Below are 23,068 nucleotides of genomic sequence, written 5' to 3' on the forward strand. Positions count from 1 at the left end.
AGTATCCTTCAGTAAGAAGGTGTCGCTGTTGGAAAGGCTGAAAAGGTAGGGAAGGGAATCTCCGAGATGCCGCCGCAGGCTGTAACCCTTGAACCCTTGGTTCAAGGTGAATATGTCGTCATAGTCTTAAGGCTTCTCGGACGAACCGAGCATGCTCACCGACCATGGAGCGCCACATTCTTGTGGTATGAAATATCGGCTCAGGGGACTGGCCCGCTTGCGAACATCTCAGAGAAATTTTTTCTTCACGGTCACTCTACCATAGTCAACCCTGAAGTGTTATTCAAACTTCGGCCCTGTTCTCTCACTTATGCGACCTTGCTCAAGTAATGCCTGTTCAATGGTCTGCTGGAGCATTCTGATACGCTGTTCCATGCTTTCAGCGTAGTCGCGAGTCCTGGCCTTTTCCTGCGTTAGCTCGTAGCAAATGTTGAGTGCTGCGATGAAGACTAACTGCTCGGTATTTGTGACTCTAGTGCGAACTTTTAAATCTTGCAACCGTTGATTCAGCTCTTCTGCAGCCTGATTCAACGCATCTTTTTGTTCAGGCGGACAATTCACCCGCAGTGAACGCCCAAAAATTTGGATATCGACTGGTTGTGCAGACATTCCACCTTCCTGCTGTTGACTCGCCTGCTACCGCAGCCGGGGCTGCGAAGGGGCGACACTATAGCTACCCTTATATGAAGATACAAGCCCTTTTCTGGTATCCCCAGGGCCCAAAGTGGTAGCATAACACGAACTTTTCCTCCCAACGACGATGAATGCGCATGTCTATACAGAACGCTTTACCTGGTTACGATGACGTTAACCAGCTACTCACCCAACAGGGTGTGGGACTGACGCCCGCCGAAATGCATGGCCTCATCAGTGGGATGCTGTGCGGCGGCAATACTGACAGCAGCTGGCAGCCGCTGTTGCACGATCTGACCAACGAAGGTCTGGCCTTCGGCCAGAATCTGGCCCAGGCGCTGCGTCAAATGCACTCCGCCACCAGCGATTCGCTGGAAGGCGACGGTTTCCTGTTCCAGCTCTACCTGCCGGAAGGTGATGATGTCTCGGTATTCGACCGCGCCGATGCGCTGGCGGGCTGGGTTAATCACTTTCTGCTGGGCCTCGGCGTAACCCAGACTAAGCTGGATAAAGTCACCGGCGAGACCGGCGAAGCGATCGACGATCTGCGCAACATCGCCCAGCTGGGTTACGATGAAGAAGAGGATCAGGAAGAATTAGAAATGTCTCTTGAAGAGATTGTCGAGTACGTCCGCGTCGCCGCGCTGCTTTGCCACGACACCTTTAGTCGCCAGCAGCAGCCGACCGCGCCGGAAGTGCGTAAACCGACGCTCCATTAATTTACGTCACCGCGTAGGAGGCGCCATGACACAACAGGAATTCCTTCGTCGTCGCCAGCAATTACTGGCAAAAATGGCGCCGGGCAGCGCCGCGTTGATTTTCGCCGCGCCGGAAGTGACCCGTAGCGCCGACAGCGAATATCCTTTCCGCCAGAACAGCGATTTCTGGTACTTCACCGGGTTTAACGAACCCGAAGCCCTGCTGGTACTGATCAAAAGCGATAATACCCACAACCACAGCGTGTTGTTTAACCGGGTGCGCGATAAAACCGCCGAAATCTGGTTTGGCCGCCGTCTGGGGCAGGAGGCCGCGCCGGAAAAACTGGCGGTGGATCGCGCGCTGGCCTGGGATGAGCTTAACGAACAGCTGTTTCAACTGTTGAATGGTCTCGACGTGGTGTATCACGCCCAGGGCCAGTACGATTATGCCGACGCGGCAGTGTTCCACGCGCTGGATAAACTGCGTCGCGGCTCGCGCCAGAATCTCACTGCGCCCGCCACGCTGACCGACTGGCGACCCTGGGTGCATGAAATGCGCCTGTTCAAATCCGAAGAAGAGATTGCTGCCCTGCGACGCGCCGGAGAAATTACCGCGCTGGCCCATACGCGGGCCATGGAGAAATGCCGTCCGGGGATGTTTGAATATCAGCTTGAAGGCGAAATCCTTCACGAATTCAACCGCCACGGCGCACGCTTCCCGTCTTACAACACCATTGTGGGCGGCGGCGAAAACGGCTGCATTTTGCATTACACCGAAAACGAATCGCTGTTGCAGGATGGCGAACTGGTGCTGATCGACGCGGGCTGCGAATACCAGGGCTACGCGGGGGACATCACCCGGACCTTCCCGATCAACGGCAAATTCACTCAGCCGCAGCGCGAAATCTATGACATCGTGCTGGCCTCGCTGGACGCGGCCCTTGCGCTGTATCGTCCTGGCACCTCCATGCAGGAGGTCACTCAGGACGTCGTGCGCATTATGATTACCGGCCTGGTGAAGCTCGGCATCCTGAAAGGCGATGTCGATCAGTTGATGAGCGAAAATGCCCACCGCCCTTACTTTATGCATGGCTTAAGCCACTGGCTGGGGCTGGATGTGCATGACGTGGGCGTGTACGGCCCTGATCGCTCCCGTACGCTGGAGCCAGGCATGGTGATCACCGTCGAACCGGGTCTCTATATCGCACCGGACGCCGACGTGCCGCCGCAGTACCGAGGCATCGGCATCCGGGTTGAGGACGACATCCTGATCACCGCCACCGGCAATGAAAACCTGACGGCAAGCGTGGTGAAGCGCCCCGATGATATCGAAGCGCTGATGGCGGCGGCGAAACAGCCATGAGTATTATCATCGTCGGCGGCGGAATGGCGGGCGCGACCCTGGCGCTGGCGATTTCCCACTTAACCCAGGGCAAGCTGGCGGTGCATCTCGTTGAGGCGACGCCGCCTTCCAGCACGGCGCATCCGGGGTTTGACGCCCGCGCCATCGCGCTGGCCCAGGGGACCGTGGCGCATCTGGCGCGCATTGGCATCTGGCAAAATCTGGCTGACTGCGCCACCGCCATTGAAACGGTGCACGTCAGCGACCGAGGCCATGCCGGGTTTGTTACCATCGAGGCGCGGGATTATCAGATTGATGCGCTGGGGCAGGTGGTTGAACTGCATGAAGTCGGCCAGCGGCTGTTTTCCCTGCTCAAGCGCGCGCGCGGCGTGACGCTACACTGCCCGGCCAGAGTAATGAGCGTGACGCGCGACGAACAGCACGTCGACGTCACGCTGTCTAACGGCCAGCAGATCCGCGGCGCGTTGCTGGTGGCGGCGGACGGTTCGCGTTCCGCAATTGGCGAGCAGTGCGGCATCCGCTGGCAAAATATGCCTTATCAACAGCTGGCGGTGATCGCCAACGTGACCACCGCACAGCCGCATCGAGGCCGCGCGTTCGAGCGCTTTACCGAACATGGGCCGCTGGCGGTATTGCCGATGACCCAGGGGCGTTGTTCGCTGGTGTGGTGCCATCCGCTGGAAAACCAGCAGGTGCTGGACTGGAGCGACGCGCGGTTCTGCGATGAGCTTCAGAAAGCGTTCGGCTGGCGTCTGGGCCGCATCACCCATGCGGGGGCCAGAAGCGCCTATCCGCTGGTGTTGAGCCGCGCGGAATCGTCAATCTCCCATCGCGTTGCGCTGGTGGGCAATGCCTCGCAAACGCTGCATCCCATTGCCGGCCAGGGGTTTAACCTCGGGATGCGCGATGTGATCACCCTGGCGGAAAACGTGGCGCAGGCCTGGCAGGCGGGACAGGACGTTGGCGCATTCGCGGTGCTTAACGGCTGGCAGCGCCAGCGCGAGCCGGATCGCGATGCCACCGTCGGCGTTACCGACGGGCTGGTGCATCTGTTTGCTAACCACTGGTCGCCGCTGGTGGTTGGGCGGAATGTAGGGTTAATGGGCGTTGAGATATTCACGCCAGCGCGCGATGCGCTGGCAAGGCGGACTCTGGGTTGGGTTGCGCGCTAAGGAGACAAATGTGCAAAGCGTAGATGTGGCGATTGTAGGCGGCGGAATGGTCGGGCTGGCGCTGGCGTGCGGATTGCAGGGCAGCGGCTTACGCGTCGCGGTGCTCGAACAGCAGCGTCCGCAACCGCTGGCGGCGGATGCGCCTTTCGCGCTGCGGGTTTCCGCCATTAACGCGGCCAGTGAAAAACTGCTGGAAAAACTTGGCGTCTGGCAATCCATTCTGGAACAGCGGGTTAGCCGCTATCACGGCATGGAAGTGTGGGACAAAGACAGCTTCGGGCGCATCGCGTTCGATGATAAAAGCATGGGCTACAGCCATCTTGGCCATATTATCGAAAACAGCGTGGTCCACCAGGCGCTGTGGGAGAAAGCCTCCCGCAACGCCGACGCCTCGTTGATCGCCCCGTCGCAGCTACAGCAGGTGGCGTTTGGTGAGAACGAAGCCTTTTTGACGTTGCAGGATGGCAGTATGCTCACGGCGCGGCTGGTGGTGGGTGCCGATGGCGCCAACTCCTGGCTACGCAACCGCGCCGATATCCCGCTGACGTTCTGGGATTACCGCCATCACGCGCTGGTGGCGACCATTCGCACCGCCGAACCGCACGGCGCGGTGGCGCGGCAGATCTTCCATGGCGAAGGCATCCTGGCGTTTCTGCCGTTGCCCGATCCTGTGCAGTGCTCCATCGTCTGGTCGCTGCCGCCGAAAGAGGCGGAGCGGTTACAACAGTGCGATGTCGACACTTTTAATCAGGAACTGTGCATCGCCTTTGATAATCGCCTCGGCCTGTGTTCAGTGGAAAGCGGACGTCAGATCTATCCGCTAACCGGACGCTATGCCCGTCAGTTCGCCGCGCACCGTCTGGCGCTGGTGGGTGACGCGGCGCATACCATTCATCCGCTCGCCGGGCAGGGCGTTAACCTTGGCTTTATGGATGCGGCGGAGCTGATTGCCGAGATCCGCCGTCTGCATAAGCAGGGCAAGGATATTGGGCAGCATCTCTATCTGCGCCGCTACGAACGTAGCCGCAAGCACAGCGCGGCGGTAATGCTGGCCAGCATGCAGGGGTTTCGCGAACTGTTTGCCGGTAGCCATCCGGCCAAAAAACTGTTGCGCGACGTTGGGCTAAAACTGGCGGATACCTTGCCTGGGGTAAAACCACAGCTGATTCGTGAAGCGATGGGTCTTAACGACCTGCCTGACTGGTTACGTTAACTCGATCACACTTCCCTTTTCCGGCGCTGAGAAGGGAAGCCTCACCTCATTTGAATTATTCTAATTTGACCGGATTTTTCGAATTAGTTTTTTTAATGTGGCGAATTTTCCCTTTCAGCGATTTCGTCGGAATTTCCGACGTAAATGCTTCCCCGTAAAAAATCACTGCCGATTATGTTGCGTTTATGTGTCTGTATTCGCGTTTTTCCAGTGAATTCCACTGTAGCCTTCTTTTCCTGTTTTGGTCATAAGCTAATGTAATGACCCATTTTCGCGTGTGGTTTGTCCCTGCGTTAGATGGTAACTTCAGGCCAAAGGTAACGTTTGCGTCGGCGGCGGGAATGATGCCGACGCCGGGTTTCGTCCAGTAGTAAAGAGGCAATTAGCCTCTGCTGACTGTAAGAGGAAAAGATGGCTCAACAGACTCCTTTGTTCGAACAACATACGCTTTGCGGCGCGCGCATGGTGGATTTCCATGGCTGGATGATGCCGCTGCACTACGGCTCGCAGCTTGATGAGCATCACGCGGTGCGCAGCGATGCCGGCATGTTCGATGTTTCCCACATGACCATCGTCGACCTGCATGGCGAGCGCACCCGCGAATTCTTGCGCTATCTGCTGGCGAATGACGTGGCGAAGCTCACCCAACCGGGTAAAGCGCTGTACAGCGGGATGCTCAATGCCTCCGGCGGCGTGATTGACGATCTGATTGTTTATTTCCTCGCTGAAGATGATTTCCGCCTCGTTGTTAACTCCGCCACCCGTGAAAAAGACCTCGCCTGGATCACCCAGCACGCCGAACCCTATTCCCTCGACATCACCGTTCGCGACGACCTGGCGCTGATTGCCGTTCAGGGGCCGCAGGCGAAGCAGAAAGCCGCAACCCTGTTTACCGATGAACAGCGCCAGGCCGTAGAAGGCATGAAGCCGTTCTTTGGCGTGCAGGCAGGCGATTTGTTTATCGCCACTACCGGCTATACCGGCGAAGCGGGCTATGAAATCGCGATGCCAGCGGAAAAAGCCGCCGCGTTCTGGAGCCAGCTCGTGGAAGCAGGCGTGAAGCCGTGCGGACTTGGCGCCCGCGATACGCTGCGTCTGGAGGCAGGCATGAATCTTTACGGTCAGGAGATGGACGAAGGCGTTTCTCCGCTGGAAGCCAATATGGGCTGGACCATCGCCTGGCAGCCGGAAGATCGTGATTTTATTGGCCGTGAAGCGCTGGAATCCCAGCGTGAGAAAGGCACCGACCAGCTGGTTGGCCTGGTGATGAAAGAGAAAGGCGTTCTGCGCAATGACCTGCCGGTGCGGTTCACCGATGCGCAGGGCAACGTACAGGAAGGCAAAATCACCAGCGGATCGTTCTCGCCAACGCTGGGCTACAGCATCGCGATGGCGCGGGTGCCTGCCGGGATTGGCGACACCGCCATCGTGCAGATCCGCAACCGTGAAATGCCGGTTATCGTCACTAAACCGATTTTTGTTCGCGCCGGTAAGCCGGTGGTTCAGTAACTGTTTTGTTATTCGGAGAAAAAGAAATGAGCAATGTGCCAGGTGAACTGAAATACAGCAAAGAGCATGAGTGGCTGCGCAAAGAAGCGGACGGCACTTATACCGTCGGTATTACCGAACATGCGCAGGAACTGCTGGGCGACATGGTATTCGTCGATCTGCCGGACGTTGGCGCGACCGTCAGCGCGGGCGATGATTGCGCGGTGGCGGAATCCGTGAAAGCGGCATCCGACATTTATGCGCCAGTCAGCGGTGAAATCGTTGCGGTAAACGACGCCCTGAGCGATTCCCCGGAGCAGGTGAACAGCGAGCCGTATGGCGCAGGCTGGATTTTCCGTATCAAAGCCAGCGACGAATCCGAAGTAGAAGCATTACTGGATGCGGCGGGTTACGAAGCCCTGTTAGAAGACGAATAAATACGCGTCATCATTCATGTTGCAGGAGCGCTGGCTTCTGCAACATGAACAATTTTTCGAGTATCACCAGTGACCACCCGATTCACTGCACGTTTCAGGAACCCTCGCTCATGACCCAGACCCTCGACCAGTTGGAAAATCGCGACGCGTTTATTGACCGTCATATCGGCCCGGATAGCGAGCAACTGCACGCCATGCTCAATACCGTTGGCGCGGAATCCCTTGATGCCCTGACGGCGCAAATCGTGCCCGCAGACATTCAGCTGGCGACGCCGCCCGCTATCGGCGAGGCGACCACCGAATTCGCGGCGCTGGCTGAACTGAAAGCCATCGCCGCCCGCAACAAGCGTTATAAAACCTTTATTGGCATGGGCTATGCCGCCGTGCACACGCCGCCGGTGATCCTGCGTAATATGCTGGAAAACCCGGGCTGGTACACCGCCTATACGCCGTACCAGCCGGAAGTCTCTCAGGGCCGTCTTGAAGCACTGCTTAACTTCCAGCAGGTGACTATCGATCTGACCGGCATGGACATCGCGTCGGCCTCGCTGCTGGATGAAGCCACTGCGGCGGCGGAAGCCATGGCAATGGCCAAACGCGTCAGCAAACTTAAGGGCGCGAACCGCTTCTTCGTGGCGGCGGACGTACACCCGCAGACGCTGGATGTGGTGCGTACCCGCGCCGAAACCTTCGGCTTTGACGTGATTGTCGATGACGCGCAAAAAGTGCTCGACCATCAGGACGTGTTTGGCGTGCTGTTGCAGCAGGTCGGCACCACGGGCGAAGTGCATGATTACGCTGCGCTGATCGCTGAACTGAAATCCCGCAAAGTGGTGGTCAGCGTGGCCGCTGATTTTATGGCGCTGGTGCTGCTGACCGCGCCGGGTCATCAGGGCGCGGACATCGTGTTCGGCTCCGCCCAGCGCTTCGGCGTACCGATGGGTTACGGCGGCCCGCACGCCGCGTTCTTCGGCGCGCGCGATGAGCATAAACGCTCCATGCCTGGCCGCATCATCGGCGTTTCCAAAGACGCGGCGGGCAACACCGCGCTGCGTATGGCGATGCAGACCCGCGAACAGCATATCCGCCGCGAGAAAGCCAACTCCAACATCTGTACTTCCCAGGTGCTGCTGGCCAATATCGCCAGCCTGTATGCGGTTTACCATGGCCCGAAAGGCCTGAAGCGCATCGCCGATCGCATCCACCGTATGACCGATATTCTGGCAGCGGGCCTTCAGCAGAAGGGCCTGAAACTGCGCCACAGCAGCTGGTTCGACACGCTGTGCGTAGAAATCACGGATAAAGCCGCGGTGCTGAGCCGCGCCCAGGCCAAAGAAATCAACCTGCGCAGCGACGTGCTGAACGGCGTAGGCATTACCCTGGATGAAACCACCACCCGCCAGGATCTGCTGAACCTGTTTAGCGTGCTGCTGGGCGACAACCACGGGCTGGATATCAGCGAGCTGGATAAAGATGTGGCGCACGACAGCCGCTCGATCCCGGACGCCATGCTGCGCCAGGACGCGATCCTGACGCACCCGGTGTTTAACCGCTATCACAGCGAAACTGAGATGATGCGCTACATGCACTCGCTGGAGCGTAAAGATCTGGCGCTCAACCAGGCGATGATCCCGCTGGGCTCCTGCACCATGAAGCTCAACGCGGCGGCGGAAATGATCCCGATTACCTGGCCGGAATTTGCCGAGCTGCACCCGTTCTGCCCGGTGGATCAGGCGGAAGGGTATCACCAGATGATCGCCCAGCTCTCCGAGTGGCTGGTGAAACTCACCGGTTACGACGCGCTGTGCATGCAGCCGAACTCCGGCGCGCAGGGCGAATACGCCGGTCTGCTGGCAATCCGTCACTATCACGAGAGCCGCAACGAAGGGCATCGCGATATCTGCCTGATCCCGGCTTCCGCGCACGGCACCAACCCGGCCTCCGCGCAGATGGCGGGGATGCAGGTGGTGGTCGTGGCGTGCGATAAGCAGGGCAACATCGATCTGACCGATCTGCGCGCTAAAGCTGAGCAGGCGGGCGACCAGCTGTCGTGCATCATGGTGACTTATCCGTCGACGCACGGCGTGTACGAAGAAACCATTCGCGAAGTGTGCAATGTGGTGCATCAGTTTGGCGGCCAGGTTTACCTCGACGGCGCGAACATGAACGCCCAGGTGGGCATCACCACGCCAGGCCATATCGGCGCGGATGTCTCGCACCTCAACCTGCATAAAACCTTCTGTATTCCGCACGGCGGCGGCGGCCCGGGCATGGGTCCGATCGGCGTGAAAGCGCACCTGGCTCCGTTTGTGCCGGGCCACAGCGTGGTGCAGATTGAAGGTATGCTGACCCGTCAGGGCGCGGTTTCCGCCGCGCCGTTCGGCAGCGCGTCGATTTTGCCAATCAGCTGGATGTACATCCGCATGATGGGCGCGCAGGGTCTTAAGCGCGCCAGCCAGACGGCGATCCTCAACGCCAACTACATCGCAACGCGTCTGAAAAGCGCGTTCCCGGTGCTGTATACCGGGCGCGATGGCCGCGTGGCGCACGAGTGCATCCTTGATATTCGTCCGCTGAAAGAGCAGACCGGCATCAGCGAGCTGGATATCGCCAAGCGTTTAATCGACTACGGATTCCACGCGCCGACCATGTCGTTCCCGGTAGCCGGAACCCTGATGGTTGAGCCGACCGAATCGGAAAGCAAACTGGAGCTGGACCGCTTTATCGACGCGATGCTGACCATCCGCGAGGAGATCGATCGCGTGGCGAAAGGTGAATGGCCGCTGGAGGATAACCCGCTGGTTAACGCGCCGCATACCCAGAACGAACTGGCCGAAGAGTGGGCGCATCCGTACAGCCGCGAGCTGGCGGTGTTCCCGGCGGGCCACGCCAATAAATACTGGCCGACGGTAAAACGTCTGGACGATGTGTACGGCGACCGCAACCTGTTCTGCTCCTGCGTGCCGATGAGTGAATATCAGTAACGCAGCGCGTTGTTCTATCCTGTAAGGGCACTTCGGTGCCCTTATTTTTTGGGAGATGTTATGACCATCGCATTAATTACCGGTGCCAGCCGGGGAATTGGCAAAGCCACCGCGCTGCTACTGGCGCAGCAGGGGATGCGGGTGGTGGTGAACTATCATCGCGATCGGCAGGCCGCGCAGGCGGTGGTGGATGAGATCGCGCGAGCGGGCGGCGAAGCCCTGGCCTGGCAGGCGGATGTCTCTGACGAGCAGCAGGTGGTGGCGATGTTTACCGCCATCGACGAGGCCTGGGGGCCGGTTAACGTGCTGGTGAACAACGCGGGCATTCTTTCAACCCAGTGCCGCGTTGAAAATCTCACCGCCGAGCGGATTAATCGCGTGCTGTCCACCAACGTCACCGGCTATTTCTTATGCTGCCGGGAGGCGGTAAAGCGGATGTCCACCGAACACGGCGGCAGCGGCGGGGCGATTGTTAACGTCTCTTCGGTGGCGGCGCGGCTGGGGTCGCCGGGGGAATACGTTGACTATGCGGCCTCGAAGGGCGCGGTGGACACGCTGACCACCGGGCTGTCGCTGGAAGTGGCGGCGCAGGGCATTCGCGTTAACGGCGTGCGGCCAGGCTTTATCTATACCGAAATGCATGCCTCAGGCGGCGAGCCGGGACGGGTGGATCGCGTTGCGCCTGCCATCCCGATGCGGCGCGGCGGGCAGCCGGAAGAAGTGGCGCAGGCCATCGCCTGGCTGGTAAGCGACAGCGCGTCGTACGTAACCGGCAGCGTTATCGATCTGGCGGGGGGCAAGTAGCCGCCCTTGCGGGCGGCTATAGGGTTATTCCAGCGACGCGGGTTTATAGACGCCGTTCAGGCTTTGCAGGAATGCCACGATGTCATCCACCTCGGACTGCGGCAGTTCGGTGCCCACCTGGTAACGCAGCATCAATTTCACCGCCTCATCCAGCGTCGCCACGTCGCCACGGTGGAAATACGGCGCGGTGAGCGCGATATTGCGCAGCGTCGGCACTTTCTGGCGCAGGCGGTCACGTTCGTCATGGGTGACGTTCATACGTCCAATATCCGCCGGCAGGACGTCGCCAAACGTGAACGCTTTCTTCAGGCCCAGCGGTTCAAAGGTTCTCCCGCCAAGGATCACCCCGGTATGGCAGGTGGCGCACTTGTTATCTTTAAACAGCTTCCAGCCCTGTTTTTGCTGAGCGGTGAGCGCGTTTTCGTCACCGCGTAGATAGTTGTCGAACGGCGAGTTGGGTGTGATCAGCGTTTTTTCAAACTCGGCGATGGCGTCGGTAATGGTGTCGCCGCTTAAGCCCTCCGGATAGACGGCAGTAAAGTCGCGCCTGAGGATCGCGTCCTGATTCAGTTTGGCGGTGATGTCATCCCAGGATTTGGACGCCATTTCGATCGGGTTGAGCGGCGGGCCCCCGGCCTGGGCTTTCAGGTCCGGCGCGCGGCCATCCCAGAATTGCACCACGTTAAACACCGAGTTAAACACCGTTGGGGCGTTAATCGGCCCGATTTCGCCGCGCACGCCGGTTGAGGTTTTACGGCCATCCACGCCGCCCGCGCCAAGCTGGTGGCAGCTGGCGCAGGAGATGGAGTTGTCATCAGAGATGCGCGGATCGTGATACAACCGGAAGCCCAGCGCGGCTTTGCGCGCATCGTAAGGGACGGTTTGCGGGATCGGCTGGACCGGTTCGTTGCGGTGCTGCTCCGCCATGTCGTCGGCAGCGTAATACTTCAGGCGCTGGGCCTTGATCCAGTCGAGCACCACGCCACGCTCTTCGTCGCTCATTTTGCCGTCCCAGTGCAGGGCGGTATAGCGCGTCGGCGGCATGGTCTGATGCTCCATCACCCATTCGATTTTGGTCAAATCGCTTTGCAGCGCGGGCGTGTCGTCAATCAGACTCTGACGCAGCGGGGTGAGGTTGAATGATTTGTAGCCAAGGTGCATGTCGTAGTTCATCAGCTGCTTCGCGACGGGCAGCGAGGAGTAGAACGGCAGATCGCTGGACACGGTATGGCAGTAGTCACACCCTTTGTCGCGCATGATCGCCAGCACGTTGTTGTTTTGCGGTGAAGCAGAGGTTTGAGTCAAAGCGCGGCTGTTACGCTCGCTGTCGTGGTGATACACATACGCCACGAGCCCGAGGTAGCCGACAAGACCGACGCCCACGACACCCAGCGCCAGTTTAGTAAGGTTTTTCATCTTATTATCCCTTCAAGGTGAATGAGGTCTCAGAGACCGCAAACTATCTGGTTCCTGAAAGGGCATAGTGTCAGTGTGGGAATTCTACCCCTTGATGGGTATCAATAAATTTTACAAGCCGGGCCTATCATTGGGATAGGTTTCATCAATGTCATTAATGATTGAACAGTAAAAAGGGGCGCTAGGGCCCCTGACTGGATTACAGTTTTTCGCCGTTGCTGGCGATGACTTCTTTATACCAGTTAAAGCTTTTCTTACGGGAGCGGGACATATCACCCGTGCCGTCGTCGTGTTTGTTCACGTAGATAAAGCCGTAGCGCTTGCTGTACTGGCCGGTGGTAAAGGAGACGCAGTCGATGCAGCCCCACGGGGTATAACCCATCAGATCCACGCCGTCGTAAGTCACCGCTTTGATCATCTCTTCAACGTGGGCGCGCAGGTAATCAATGCGGTAATCGTCATTGATGCTGCCGTCGTCTTCCACTTTATCGTACGCGCCGAAGCCATTCTCAACGATAAACAGCGGCTTCTGGTAGCGCTCATACAGCTCGCACAGCGCGTAGCGCAGGCCAACCGGGTCAATCTGCCAGCCCCAGTCGGACGCTTTTACATGCGGGTTCGGGACGCTGCCCTGAAAACCGGATAGCGCATCGCCGCTGCCGCCTTCGGCTTTCACCGCGTTGGTCATGTAGTAGCTGAAGCCCAGATAATCGCAGGTGCCTTCGCGCAGCGCCTGCTCATCGCCGTCTTCCATGTTGATGTTGAAGCCGCGACGCTCCCATTCGTTCAGGACATAGGACGGGTAGTAACCACGCAGTTGCACATCGGTAAAGACATAACGTTCGCGCATCGATTCCTGGGCAAACATTACGTCTTCCGGCTTACAGGAGAACGGATACAGCGGCACCATTGCCAGCATGCAGCCGACTTTCATTGCCGGGTTGATGCCGCGGGCTGCTTTCACCGCCAGTGCGCTGGCGACGAACTGGTGATGCAGCACCTGATACATGGTCTCTTCCGGATTCTCATGTTCGGTATACACCACGCCGGAACAGCAGTAGCCGAACAGCGGGGCGCGCCAGTTGCGCTGATTGTTGATCTCGTTAAAGGTCATCCAGTATTTGACCTTGTTTTTGTAACGCTCAAACACCACTTCGGCGAAGCGCACAAAGAAATCAACGACTTTACGGTTAGTCCAGCCGCCATATTGCTGTACCAGATGCAGCGGCATTTCGAAGTGGGACAACGTGATCACCGGCTCGATGTTGTACTTCAACAGTTCGTCGAACATGTCGTCGTAGAACTGTAAACCCTCTTCATTTGGGGTCTGCTCGTCGCCATTCGGGAAGATACGCGTCCAGGCGATGGAGGTGCGGAAGCACTTAAAGCCCATCTCCGCAAACAGCTTGATGTCTTCTTTGTAGCGGCCATGAAAATCCACGGCTTCATGATTGGGGTAATATTTTCCCGCTTCCACGCTGTCGGTGATTTCACGCGGAACGCCGTGCGCGCCGCCGGTCAACACGTCGCAAATGCTGGGGCCTTTGCCGCCTTTATTCCAGCCGCCTTCAACCTGGTGCGCGGCGACCGCGCCACCCCATAAAAAATCTTTGGGTAAAGTCAGTTTTTTCATCGTAGAGATCCCGGAACAGTGTGAGACAGGAGGTGAAGGCGAGTCTGTCAAAAGGAAATGCAAATGTCACGATATAACAAAATCAACGGGTTGTGACTTGTTACCGTCAGAAAACAGGGTGTTTTATTCCCCCAGTTTGCCGGCGATTTTGCGCCCCAGGGTCTCAAGAATATAGACCACCGGGATTTGGGTGGTGATGTCATAAACGCCCGCGATGCGGGTCTGGGGGATATGCCACGAAAGATTAAAATCGGCCAGTTTCGCCAGCGACGAATTATCGTGGCTGGTGATCGACAACACTTTGCAATGATGCAGGCTGAACTGGCTGGCGAAGCGCAGGATCTCCGCCGTTTCGCCGGAAACCGACAGCACAATCGCCAGTGCGTTTTTTGCCATATCGTTGGTCACCGGGAAGTAGGGATCATCAATGTGATTGCTGAATTTCCCGACGTTAGAGAAAAAGCGCGCGCCGTATTTTGCCAGCGAACCGGATGTCCCCGCGCCGACAAAAATAATCCGTTCTGACGCCAGGATGATATCCACGGCTTCATCCAGCAGTTGCTCAAACTCGTCGTTATTTACGCTGCGGAAAAAGCTGATGATCTCACTGGCCCCGAAACTGGCCTGCCGGGGTTCGTTTTGTTCCAGATAGAGCTTAAAACGCACCCGGAATTCGGAGTAACCGTCGCAGTTGAGTTTGCGGCAAAAGCGCAGCACCGTAGTCGTTGAAACACCCACCGCTTCAGCCAGCTCGCGGATGGTCATATACATCACTTTGTCGCGATTTTTAATGACGTAGTTATAGACCATCATTTCGATGTTATTCAGGCTGGCGACGGCGGAATGGGTGAATATCGTCACGGTGAGCGATCCTTTTTCATGCACTGGTTCAAGGATACTGGAATTGTGGTGTTGAACCCACCCCGGGAAAGGTAATATCCCCCCATCCTGAACATAATGTTAATGAGCACCTTATGAACGATATCACTTTCTTTCAGCGCTTTGAGCGCGACATTCTGGCCGGCCGTAAAACCATCACTATTCGCGACGAGAGCGAGGCGCACTTCGAACCGGGGCAAATTCTGCGGGTAGGGCGGCACGAGGACGACGGTTACTTTTGCACCATCAAAGTCCTGAGCGTCACGCCAACGCTGTTGAGCGCGTTAAACGACGAACATGCTCACCAGGAGAATATGACGCTTGACGTGCTGCGCGAGGTTATCAACGACATTTACCCCGGCGTGACGCAGCTGTATGTAATTGCTTTTGAAGTGATTTCTGCATAGCTTTTGGCAAGATCCCACCGCTGTACACAATCGGTAAAATAAATATTTTAGCGAACAGGTGTACACTGAAATCATTCTCAATTAGGCTAGTGGAGCTGCTTTTATATTCAGTTCCCCCGGAGTCGCCTTATGGTTAGCAAACCATTAATTGAGAAGGGATATTCACTGGCTGAGGAAATAGCCAACAGCATCAGTCACGGTATCGGGCTGGTGTTTGGGATCGTAGGATTAGTGCTGCTGCTAATCCAGGCGGTGGACGCCAACGCTAACGTGATGGCGATCGCCAGCTACAGCCTGTACGGCGGCAGCATGATTTTGCTGTTTCTGGCGTCGACGCTGTACCACGCCATCCCGCATGCCAGAGCGAAAATCTGGCTGAAAAAGTTCGACCACTGCGCAATATATTTACTGATTGCCGGGACCTACACGCCGTTTTTACTGGTGGGGCTTGATTCAACGCTGGCGCGCACCCTGATGATTGTCATCTGGGGACTGGCGCTGCTGGGTATCCTGTTTAAATTAACTATCGCGCACCGCTTTAAGGTGCTGTCGCTGGTGACCTATCTGGCGATGGGTTGGCTGTCGCTGATTGTGATTTACCAGCTAACGGAAAAACTTGCGCTTGGCGGGGTGACGCTGTTAGCGGCTGGCGGGGTTGTCTATTCGCTGGGCGTAATTTTCTACGTGTGTAAACGTATTCCGTACAACCATGCGATCTGGCACGGCTTTGTGCTGGGTGGCAGCGTGTGCCACTTCCTGGCGATTTATCTGTACGTCGGTCAACATTAAAAAATACCCCTCGCGGCCTGCGAGGGGTGTGTTATCACGCTTCTTCTAACGAATACGGCAGCGGCTCAATCGCCAGAGTATGGCTGGGTTCATCGCGCACCCGGAAGACGCTGGCGCTTTCCATGTCATTATTCATCACCACCTGAACGCGCACGGTGCCGTCATCCAGCTTCACGGCGGCCAGAACGGTCCCGGTACGGCGCCAGTTGTCGCCCATTTTCAATTCCAGATCTTCCGCTGGCGCAGGTGTGCGGCTGGCGTTACCGACCAGCGACCAGAGCGCGCGCTTGTTGGCGCCGCGGAATTTCGCACGCGCCACCATCTCCTGGCCGGTATAGCACCCTTTTTTAAAGCTGATGCCGCCAAACGCCTGAAGGTTGGTCGCCTGAGGGATAAACTGCGCGCTGTTGGCTTCATCGATAATCGGATAACCGGCCTCGATATCCAGCGCCAGCCACTGCTGGCTGGCATTAAGCTGCGCTTCACCACGCAGGCTTTCGGTGAGCTGCTGGGCTTTCTCTTCTGAGATGATCAATATGAAACGCTCTGCGGGCAGCGGCAGCCACAGCAGGGTGGTGTCGTCAACGTGGACCGCCGGGTTATCCGCGTCCGGCAGGGTCGAAAAGTGGTTGGCCAGCGCGGCGCGCGCCTGGAAACCCGCCACGCCTAACAGCACCGCATTGTCGTCCGGTGCGATAGTCACCTTCGAGAACACGGCATACTTTTTCAGCGCGGTGAGCTGGGCGTCGCGCACGCTGCGACGCTGGATCCAGGCGAAGCCGTCATTCTGGCGAAACAGGCGCAGGTTGCTCCACATTTTGCCCTTTGCGTCGCAGTGGGCCACCAGCAGATGCTGGTTTTCCGTCATCAGCGCCACATCCGCGGTCACCTGGCCTTGCATATACTTTTCGCTATCAGCGCCGGTCATGGTCGCCAGCGCCCAGTCTTCAAGAGAGATCAGCGTCAAAGGCAGTCGAGCGGCAGCCGTCGGCTGGCGCGGTGGAAACGGATTAAATGCCATAAAATTGCCCCGGTTCATCATGCAGAGTCGAATGAGACTAATGGTAAAAGAGCCACATGACATTGCAAGCGCTTTGACATTGCGATTCGTGCCGTCTCTTTGATTTACGCGTTTTCCCGCAAAAACGCGTAATAGTTTCATTTTTAATAAGGTTTTTTGGAAGATGACGCCTAAATGACAACATTCCATTAAATGAAGCGTTGAAAACGAGTTACACTAGCAGGCATCTTCCAGAGTGATTACCCAGGAAAGCAGTCATGGATATTAACAATAAAGCCCGTATTCACTGGGCGTGCCGTCGCGGGATGCGTGAGCTGGATATCTCAATCATGCCGTTCTTTGAACACGAGTACGACTCTCTGAGCGATGACGATAAACAGGTGTTTATTCGCCTGCTCGAATGCGACGATCCCGATCTTTTCAACTGGTTAATGAACCACGGTAAGCCTGCGGACCCTGAGCTGCAGCGCATGGTGCAACTGATTCAGACGCGGAACCGGGATCGTGGTCCTGTGGCAATCTGATCTCCGCGTCTCGTGGCGCGCACAGTGGTTTTCTCTCATGCTGCACGGCATTGTCGCAGCGGTGATCTTATTGCTGCCCTGGCCGCTGAGTTATATGCCGGTTTGGTTGGTTTTACTGTCGCTGGTGGTGTTTGATTGCGTGCGCAGCCAGCGGCGTATTCATTCGCTACAGGGCGAAGTAAAACTGACGATGGATTACCGGCTGCGCTGGCAGGGGGTGGAGTGGGAGCTGATTGGCGCGCCGTGGATGCTGCAAAGCGGTATGCTGCTGCGCTTGCGGCATCCTGAGACTCAACGCAGCCAGCATTTATGGCTGGCCGCGGACAGCATGGATGCCAGTGAATGGCGCGATTTGCGCCGGGTGCTGTTACAGCAACCGCAAAGCGGCCGTCCATCATAATGACTCAGGAGAAATGCCCGGCCATCTCCGCCAGTATCTGCTCGCACCATTGCTCAATACGCTCATCACTAAGATCGTACTGATTGGTTTCATCCAGCGCGAGGCCGACGAAAAGCTGACCATCGGCAATCACCGGTTTCGGGCTGGTAAATTCATACCCTTCGGTCGGCCAGTAGCCCACAAACTTCACGCCTTTTGGCAGCAGCTTATCATGCAGCATGCCGAGGGCATCGAGGAACCATTCACCGTAGCCAAGCTGGTCGCCCATGCCGTACAGCGCAACGATTTTTCCGTCGAGATCCAGTGTGTCCAGTTGGTCCCAGACGGCTTCCCAGTCTTCCTGAATTTCACCAAAATCCCAGGTCGGAATGCCGAGGATTAACACATCGTACTGCGCCATCAGCGCCGGGGCGTCATCTTTCAGGTTATGTAACGTCACCAGTTCCGGCCCGATAATGTCGCGGATTTTTTCCGCCGCCATTTCGGTGTAACAGGTGCTGGAACCATAAAAAAGACCCATTTTCATTGCGATTACATCTCATTTCTTGCTGTACGGGTGGCTCAGTGTACCAGATCGCGGCCGCTATCATGCATAATGCAACCCTGCATGATAAACGAGAGGCTCGTGTGGAACAGGATCTTATCCGCGTCGAACAGTTTCTGGATGCGCTCTGGCTGGAGCGCAATCTGTCGGAAAACACCCTTAGCGCCTATCGTCGGGATCTGACGATGCTGGTGCAGTGGCTTCATCACCATGAGCGGGATTTACTCTCTGCCGGTAGCGATGATTTACAGGGGCTGCTGGCCGAGCGCGTCGAAGGCGGCTATAAGGCCACCAGTTCTGCGCGCCTGCTCAGCGCGGTTCGTCGACTGTTTCAGCATCTGTATCGGGAAAAAATTCGCCCGGACGATCCCAGCGCCCAGTTGGCCTCGCCGAAACTGCCCCAGCGCTTACCGAAGGATTTAAGCGAGGCGCAGGTTGACCGGCTGTTACAGGCCCCCGCGCTGGAAGGTAACCCGATTGAACTTCGCGACAAGGCGATGCTCGAAGTGCTTTATGCCACCGGGCTGCGCGTGTCTGAGCTGGTGGGGCTGGTGATGAGCGATATCAGCCTGCGTCAGGGCGTGGTGCGCGTGGTGGGGAAAGGCAATAAAGAGCGCCTGGTGCCGCTGGGGGAAGAGGCGGTGCACTGGCTGGAGCAGTATCTTGAACATGGCCGACCGTGGCTGCTCAACGGCCAGTCCAGCGATGTGCTGTTCCCAAGTAACCGCGCGCAACAAATGACGCGCCAGACTTTCTGGCATCGCATCAAGCATTACGCCACACTGGCAGGTATTGACAGCGATAAACTCTCGCCTCACGTTTTACGCCATGCCTTCGCCACGCATTTGCTTAATCACGGCGCGGACCTGCGCGTGGTGCAGATGCTGCTGGGCCATAGCGATTTATCAACAACCCAAATTTATACGCACGTGGCGACCGAACGCCTGCGGCAACTTCATCAACAGCATCACCCACGTGCGTAAGTGCTTGCTGACTAAAGGACATGTTATGAAAAAAGGCTTTATGCTGCTGACGCTTCTGGCAGCCACTGTTTCCGGTATGGTTCACGCTGACGACGCGGTCATTAAGCAATCGCTGGCGAAACTGGGCGTGCAAAGCGCGGATATTCAGGCGTCTCCGGTTCCTGGCCTGAAAACCGTACTGACCAGCAGCGGCGTGCTGTATGTCACCGAGGACGGCAAACATATCATCCAGGGGCCGCTGTATGACGTTAGCGGCAGCTCGCCGGTCAATGTGACCAACAAACTGCTGATGGGCAAACTTGCCCATCTCGAAAAAGAGATGATTGTGTATAAAGCCCCGCAGGAAAAACACGTTATCACCGTGTTTACCGACATCACCTGCGGCTACTGCCATAAACTGCACGAAGAGATGAAAGACTATAACGCGCTGGGCATCACCGTGCGTTATCTGGCATTCCCGCGTCAGGGCATCCAGAGCCAGGCGGAAAAAGACATGAAATCCATCTGGTGTGCCAACGATCGCAATAAAGCCTTTGATGACGCCATGAGCGGCAAATCCGTACCCGCCGCCAGCTGCGATATCGACATCGCCGATCACTACGCCCTGGGCGTGCAGTTCGGCGTGACCGGTACGCCGGCGATTGTATTAAGCAATGGCTATGTGGTGCCGGGCTATCAGGGGCCGAAAGAGATGAAAGCCTTCCTTGACGAACATCAGAAACAGACCGGCGGACAATAACGCGTGAAGCAACAATCGCAACTCCGTCGGCGTAAGGTGGATGAAACCGCCGTACTGCCGCCATCGCTTTCGCCGCTGTTAAAACGGCTGTATGCCAGCCGTGGCGTACGCGGCGCGGAAGATCTTGAGCGCAGCGTAAAAGGCATGCTGCCCTGGCAGCAGCTCACCGGCATCAACGCTGCTGTTGAAATGCTGTATCAGGCGTTTAAAACCGGGCAGCGCATTGTGGTGGTGGGGGATTTTGACGCCGACGGCGCGACCAGCACCGCGCTCAGCGTACTGGCGCTGCGCAGCCTTGGCGGAAAAGAGATCGGTTATCTGGTGCCGAACCGCTTTGAAGACGGTTACGGCTTAAGCCCGGAAGTGGTGGATCAGGCAAAAGCGCTGGGCGCTGAGCTGATCATGACGGTGGACAACGGCATCTCTTCTCACGCAGGCGTAGAGCACGCACGCCGGTACGGTATCCCGGTGCTGGTTACCGATCACCACCTGCCGGGCGCGACGCTGCCGGATGCCGAAGCCATTATCAACCCTAACCTGGCGGACTGTGAATTTCCGTCGAAATCGCTGGCGGGCGTCGGCGTGGCGTTCTATCTGATGCTGGCGCTGCGAAGCCACCTGCGCGACAAAGGTTGGTTCGATGAGCAGGGCATTGCCATTCCTAACCTGGCGGAATATCTCGATTTAGTGGCGTTAGGCACCGTGGCGGACGTCGTGCCGCTCGACGCCAATAACCGCATTTTGACCTGGCAAGGGCTGAGCCGCATCCGCGCCGGGAAATGCCGACCGGGCATTCGCGCGCTGCTGGAAATCGCCAGTCGCGATCCGCAAAAGCTGGCGGCAAGCGATCTGGGGTTCGCTCTCGGACCGCGTTTGAACGCTGCCGGGCGGCTGGACGATATGTCGGTGGGCGTGGCGCTGCTGCTGTGCGATAACCCCGGCGAAGCGCGCGTACTGGCGAATGAACTGGATGCCCTGAACCAGACCCGTAAAGAGATCGAGCAGGGTATGCAGGCAGAAGCGCTGGCGCTGTGCGACGCCTGCCTGAAAAGCGCTGACGAACTGCCGGTCGGGCTGGCGATTTATCATCCCGAATGGCATCAGGGCGTGGTGGGCATTCTGGCATCGCGTATCAAAGAGCGGTTCCACCGCCCGGTCATCGCCTTTGCGCCTGCGGGCGACGGCACGCTCAAAGGCTCAGGCCGTTCGATTCCCGGTCTACATCTGCGCGATGCGCTGGAGCGCCTCGATACATTGAATCCGGGACTGATACTTAAATTCGGCGGCCACGCCATGGCGGCGGGCCTGTCGCTGGAAGCCTCAAAAATCGAGGTCTTCCAGCAGCGTTTCGCTGAGCTGGTAGCGCAATGGCTCGATCCGGCGTTACTGGAAGGCGAAGTGTGGTCCGACGGCCCGCTACAGCCGCAGGAGATGACGCTGGAGATCGCAGAGCAACTGCGTGACGCCGGTCCGTGGGGCCAGGGGTTCCCGGAACCGGCGTTTGACGGGCGTTTTCGGCTGTTGCAGCAGCGGCTGGTGGGCGAGCGACACCTGAAGGTCATGCTGGAACCGGCGCAGGGCGGCCCGCTGTTAGACGGCATCGCGTTTAACGTTGATACTGCCCGCTGGCCCGACGCGGGCGTACGCGAAGTGGAAATCGTTTACAAGCTGGATATCAACGAGTTTCGCGGCAATCGCAGTGTGCAGTTAATAATCGACCATCTCTGGCCGCTTTAACGCCAGTTTCGCTATAAAAAAGGGCGAATTTCCGGTAAACTTTCGCCCTTACGACCGCATTCTGACTACCGTCATCACTTAAAGATCATACTGACCATGTTTGAAATTAACCCGGTAAAAAACCGTATTCAGGACCTCACCGAGCGCACCGACGTTCTTAGGGGGTATCTTTGACTACGATGCAAAGAAAGAACGTCTCGAAGAAGTAAACGCTGAACTCGAACAGCCTGATGTCTGGAACGAGCCCGAACGCGCCCAGGCGCTGGGTAAAGAGCGCTCGTCTCTGGAAGCCATCGTCGATACGCTGGACCAGCTAAACCAGGGCCTGGAGGATGTTTCCGGCCTGCTGGAACTGGCGGTTGAAGCCGACGATGAAGAAACCTTCAACGAAGCCGTTGTTGAACTCGATCAGCTTGATGCCAAACTGGCGCAGCTGGAATTCCGCCGCATGTTCTCCGGCGAATACGACAGCGCCGACTGCTATCTCGACCTGCAGGCCGGTTCCGGCGGCACCGAGGCCCAGGACTGGGCCAGCATGCTGCTGCGTATGTACCTGCGCTGGGCCGAAGCGCGCGGCTTCAAAACCGAAGTCATCGAAGAATCCGAAGGCGAAGTGGCCGGTATTAAATCCGCCACCATCAAGATCTCCGGCGAATACGCGTTCGGCTGGTTGCGTACTGAAACCGGCGTTCACCGCCTGGTGCGTAAAAGCCCGTTTGACTCCGGCGGCCGTCGCCATACCTCGTTCAGTTCCGCGTTTGTCTACCCGGAAGTGGATGACGATATCGATATCGAAATCAACCCGGCTGATCTGCGCATCGACGTTTACCGCGCATCCGGCGCGGGCGGCCAGCACGTTAACCGTACGGAATCCGCGGTGCGTATCACCCACATTCCGACCGGTACGGTGACGCAGTGCCAGAACGACCGTTCCCAGCACAAAAACAAAGATCAGGCCATGAAGCAGATGAAAGCGAAGCTGTATGAGCTTGAGATGCAGAAGAAAAACGCTGAGAAACAGGCGCTGGAAGACAACAAATCGGATATCGGCTGGGGCAGCCAGATCCGCTCTTACGTACTGGATGACTCCCGCATCAAAGACTTGCGTACCGGTGTTGAAACCCGTAACACGCAGGCGGTGCTGGATGGCGATCTGGACAAATTCATCGAAGCAAGTTTGAAAGCAGGGTTATGAGGAACCAAC

Annotated in this window: 22 protein-coding genes and 1 other RNA gene; 16 read left to right on the top strand and 7 right to left on the bottom strand. The window is 57.5% G+C overall.

The genetic code is table 11. The annotated features are described in order from the left end of the window. Window positions 1-54 precede the first annotated feature (54 nt). Both ssrS and zapA read right to left on the bottom strand, forming a co-directional pair. Window positions 55-238: non-coding RNA, 6S RNA (gene ssrS, locus GV764_RS21390), on the bottom strand. A gap of 41 nt (window positions 239-279) precedes the next feature. Then, on the bottom strand, window positions 280-609 hold the full coding sequence (zapA, locus tag GV764_RS21395) for a cell division protein ZapA (RefSeq protein WP_161662092.1): 330 nt from the start codon (window positions 607-609) through the stop codon (window positions 280-282). 161 nt (window positions 610-770) lie between these two features. Here zapA and GV764_RS21400 point away from each other — a divergent pair, with 161 nt between their 5' ends. From GV764_RS21400 to GV764_RS21435, 8 genes are all read left to right on the top strand, one after another. After that, window positions 771-1,352 (top strand): YecA/YgfB family protein, encoded by a 582-nt coding sequence (locus GV764_RS21400; RefSeq protein WP_161662094.1) that lies wholly within the window; start codon window positions 771-773, stop codon window positions 1,350-1,352. Between the two features lie 25 nt (window positions 1,353-1,377). Beyond that, complete coding sequence (pepP, locus tag GV764_RS21405; protein WP_161662096.1) at window positions 1,378-2,694, top strand: Xaa-Pro aminopeptidase; 1,317 nt, start codon at window positions 1,378-1,380, stop codon at window positions 2,692-2,694. Continuing rightward, window positions 2,691-3,866: a 2-octaprenyl-6-methoxyphenyl hydroxylase gene (ubiH, locus tag GV764_RS21410; RefSeq protein WP_161662098.1), complete on the top strand. Its 1,176-nt coding sequence runs from the start codon at window positions 2,691-2,693 to the stop codon at window positions 3,864-3,866. Before pepP ends, ubiH begins: the two co-directional genes overlap by 4 nt. A gap of 10 nt (window positions 3,867-3,876) precedes the next feature. After that, window positions 3,877-5,079: an FAD-dependent 2-octaprenylphenol hydroxylase gene (gene ubiI / locus GV764_RS21415; RefSeq protein WP_161662100.1), complete on the top strand. Its 1,203-nt coding sequence runs from the start codon at window positions 3,877-3,879 to the stop codon at window positions 5,077-5,079. A gap of 411 nt (window positions 5,080-5,490) precedes the next feature. Beyond that, window positions 5,491-6,588, top strand: coding sequence for a glycine cleavage system aminomethyltransferase GcvT (gene gcvT / locus GV764_RS21420; protein ID WP_161662102.1), 1,098 nt, complete (start codon window positions 5,491-5,493; stop codon window positions 6,586-6,588). A gap of 26 nt (window positions 6,589-6,614) precedes the next feature. Further along, the gene (gcvH, locus tag GV764_RS21425) at window positions 6,615-7,004 is read left to right on the top strand and encodes a glycine cleavage system protein GcvH (RefSeq protein ID WP_161662104.1); all 390 of its coding nucleotides are present in this window, start codon (window positions 6,615-6,617) and stop codon (window positions 7,002-7,004) included. 110 nt (window positions 7,005-7,114) lie between these two features. Next, window positions 7,115-9,988 carry an aminomethyl-transferring glycine dehydrogenase gene (gene gcvP, locus GV764_RS21430; protein WP_161662106.1) on the top strand — a complete coding sequence of 958 codons (2,874 nt, stop codon included), beginning with the start codon at window positions 7,115-7,117 and terminating at the stop codon, window positions 9,986-9,988. Between the two features lie 60 nt (window positions 9,989-10,048). After that, window positions 10,049-10,792, top strand: coding sequence for an SDR family oxidoreductase (locus GV764_RS21435; protein WP_161662107.1), 744 nt, complete (start codon window positions 10,049-10,051; stop codon window positions 10,790-10,792). Window positions 10,793-10,816: 24 nt separating this feature from the next. Here GV764_RS21435 and GV764_RS21440 read toward each other — a convergent pair whose 3' ends face one another. The 3 genes from GV764_RS21440 to GV764_RS21450 all read right to left on the bottom strand — a co-directional run bounded on the left by GV764_RS21440 (window position 10,817) and on the right by GV764_RS21450 (window position 14,696). Beyond that, window positions 10,817-12,208, bottom strand: a complete 1,392-nt coding sequence (locus tag GV764_RS21440; RefSeq protein ID WP_161662109.1) for a cytochrome-c peroxidase — start codon at window positions 12,206-12,208, stop codon at window positions 10,817-10,819. A gap of 199 nt (window positions 12,209-12,407) precedes the next feature. Continuing rightward, a complete protein-coding gene (locus GV764_RS21445) occupies window positions 12,408-13,841 on the bottom strand; it encodes a 6-phospho-beta-glucosidase (RefSeq protein ID WP_161662111.1) in 1,434 nt (477 codons plus the stop codon). A 123-nt stretch (window positions 13,842-13,964) separates the two neighbouring features. Continuing rightward, window positions 13,965-14,696, bottom strand: a complete 732-nt coding sequence (locus GV764_RS21450) for a MurR/RpiR family transcriptional regulator (RefSeq protein ID WP_161662172.1) — start codon at window positions 14,694-14,696, stop codon at window positions 13,965-13,967. A 119-nt stretch (window positions 14,697-14,815) separates the two neighbouring features. Between GV764_RS21450 and yqfB the strand changes: the two genes are divergently transcribed. Then, the gene (gene yqfB, locus GV764_RS21455) at window positions 14,816-15,127 is read left to right on the top strand and encodes a N(4)-acetylcytidine aminohydrolase (protein ID WP_161662113.1); all 312 of its coding nucleotides are present in this window, start codon (window positions 14,816-14,818) and stop codon (window positions 15,125-15,127) included. Between the two features lie 129 nt (window positions 15,128-15,256). Then, window positions 15,257-15,916 carry a PAQR family membrane homeostasis protein TrhA gene (trhA, locus tag GV764_RS21460; protein ID WP_161662114.1) on the top strand — a complete coding sequence of 220 codons (660 nt, stop codon included), beginning with the start codon at window positions 15,257-15,259 and terminating at the stop codon, window positions 15,914-15,916. 34 nt (window positions 15,917-15,950) lie between these two features. Here trhA and ygfZ read toward each other — a convergent pair whose 3' ends face one another. Then, window positions 15,951-16,937 (bottom strand): tRNA-modifying protein YgfZ, encoded by a 987-nt coding sequence (gene ygfZ, locus GV764_RS21465; RefSeq protein ID WP_161662116.1) that lies wholly within the window; start codon window positions 16,935-16,937, stop codon window positions 15,951-15,953. 257 nt (window positions 16,938-17,194) lie between these two features. Between ygfZ and sdhE the strand changes: the two genes are divergently transcribed. After that, window positions 17,195-17,461: an FAD assembly factor SdhE gene (gene sdhE / locus GV764_RS21470; protein WP_161662118.1), complete on the top strand. Its 267-nt coding sequence runs from the start codon at window positions 17,195-17,197 to the stop codon at window positions 17,459-17,461. Further along, window positions 17,442-17,861 carry a protein YgfX gene (locus GV764_RS21475; RefSeq protein WP_161662120.1) on the top strand — a complete coding sequence of 140 codons (420 nt, stop codon included), beginning with the start codon at window positions 17,442-17,444 and terminating at the stop codon, window positions 17,859-17,861. The genes sdhE and GV764_RS21475 overlap by 20 nt, the downstream gene beginning before the upstream one ends. Before the next feature lie 4 nt (window positions 17,862-17,865). On the opposite strand, the gene fldB is transcribed toward GV764_RS21475, so the two are convergent. Next, window positions 17,866-18,387 (bottom strand): flavodoxin FldB, encoded by a 522-nt coding sequence (gene fldB / locus GV764_RS21480; RefSeq protein ID WP_161662122.1) that lies wholly within the window; start codon window positions 18,385-18,387, stop codon window positions 17,866-17,868. Window positions 18,388-18,488: 101 nt separating this feature from the next. On the opposite strand from fldB, the gene xerD reads away from it, so the two are divergent. The 4 genes from xerD (at window position 18,489) to prfB (ending at window position 23,059) form a co-directional block, all read left to right on the top strand. After that, entirely contained in the window at window positions 18,489-19,388 is a 900-nt protein-coding gene (gene xerD, locus GV764_RS21485; protein ID WP_161662124.1) for a site-specific tyrosine recombinase XerD, read from the top strand. A gap of 25 nt (window positions 19,389-19,413) precedes the next feature. Further along, entirely contained in the window at window positions 19,414-20,127 is a 714-nt protein-coding gene (dsbC, locus tag GV764_RS21490) for a bifunctional protein-disulfide isomerase/oxidoreductase DsbC (RefSeq protein ID WP_161662126.1), read from the top strand. A 3-nt stretch (window positions 20,128-20,130) separates the two neighbouring features. Further along, entirely contained in the window at window positions 20,131-21,864 is a 1,734-nt protein-coding gene (gene recJ, locus GV764_RS21495; protein WP_161662127.1) for a single-stranded-DNA-specific exonuclease RecJ, read from the top strand. Window positions 21,865-21,960: 96 nt separating this feature from the next. Then, window positions 21,961-23,059, top strand: a protein-coding gene (gene prfB, locus GV764_RS21500; protein WP_121497543.1) for a peptide chain release factor 2 whose coding sequence is annotated in 2 segments (ribosomal slippage) — window positions 21,961-22,035 and window positions 22,037-23,059 — 1,098 coding nt in all. Because the reading frame shifts where the segments join, the coding sequence is not laid out codon by codon here. The last annotated feature ends 9 nt before the right edge of the window (window positions 23,060-23,068 follow it).

The organism is Atlantibacter hermannii, from assembly GCF_009907385.1.
GTDB lineage: Bacteria > Pseudomonadota > Gammaproteobacteria > Enterobacterales > Enterobacteriaceae > Atlantibacter > Atlantibacter hermannii_A.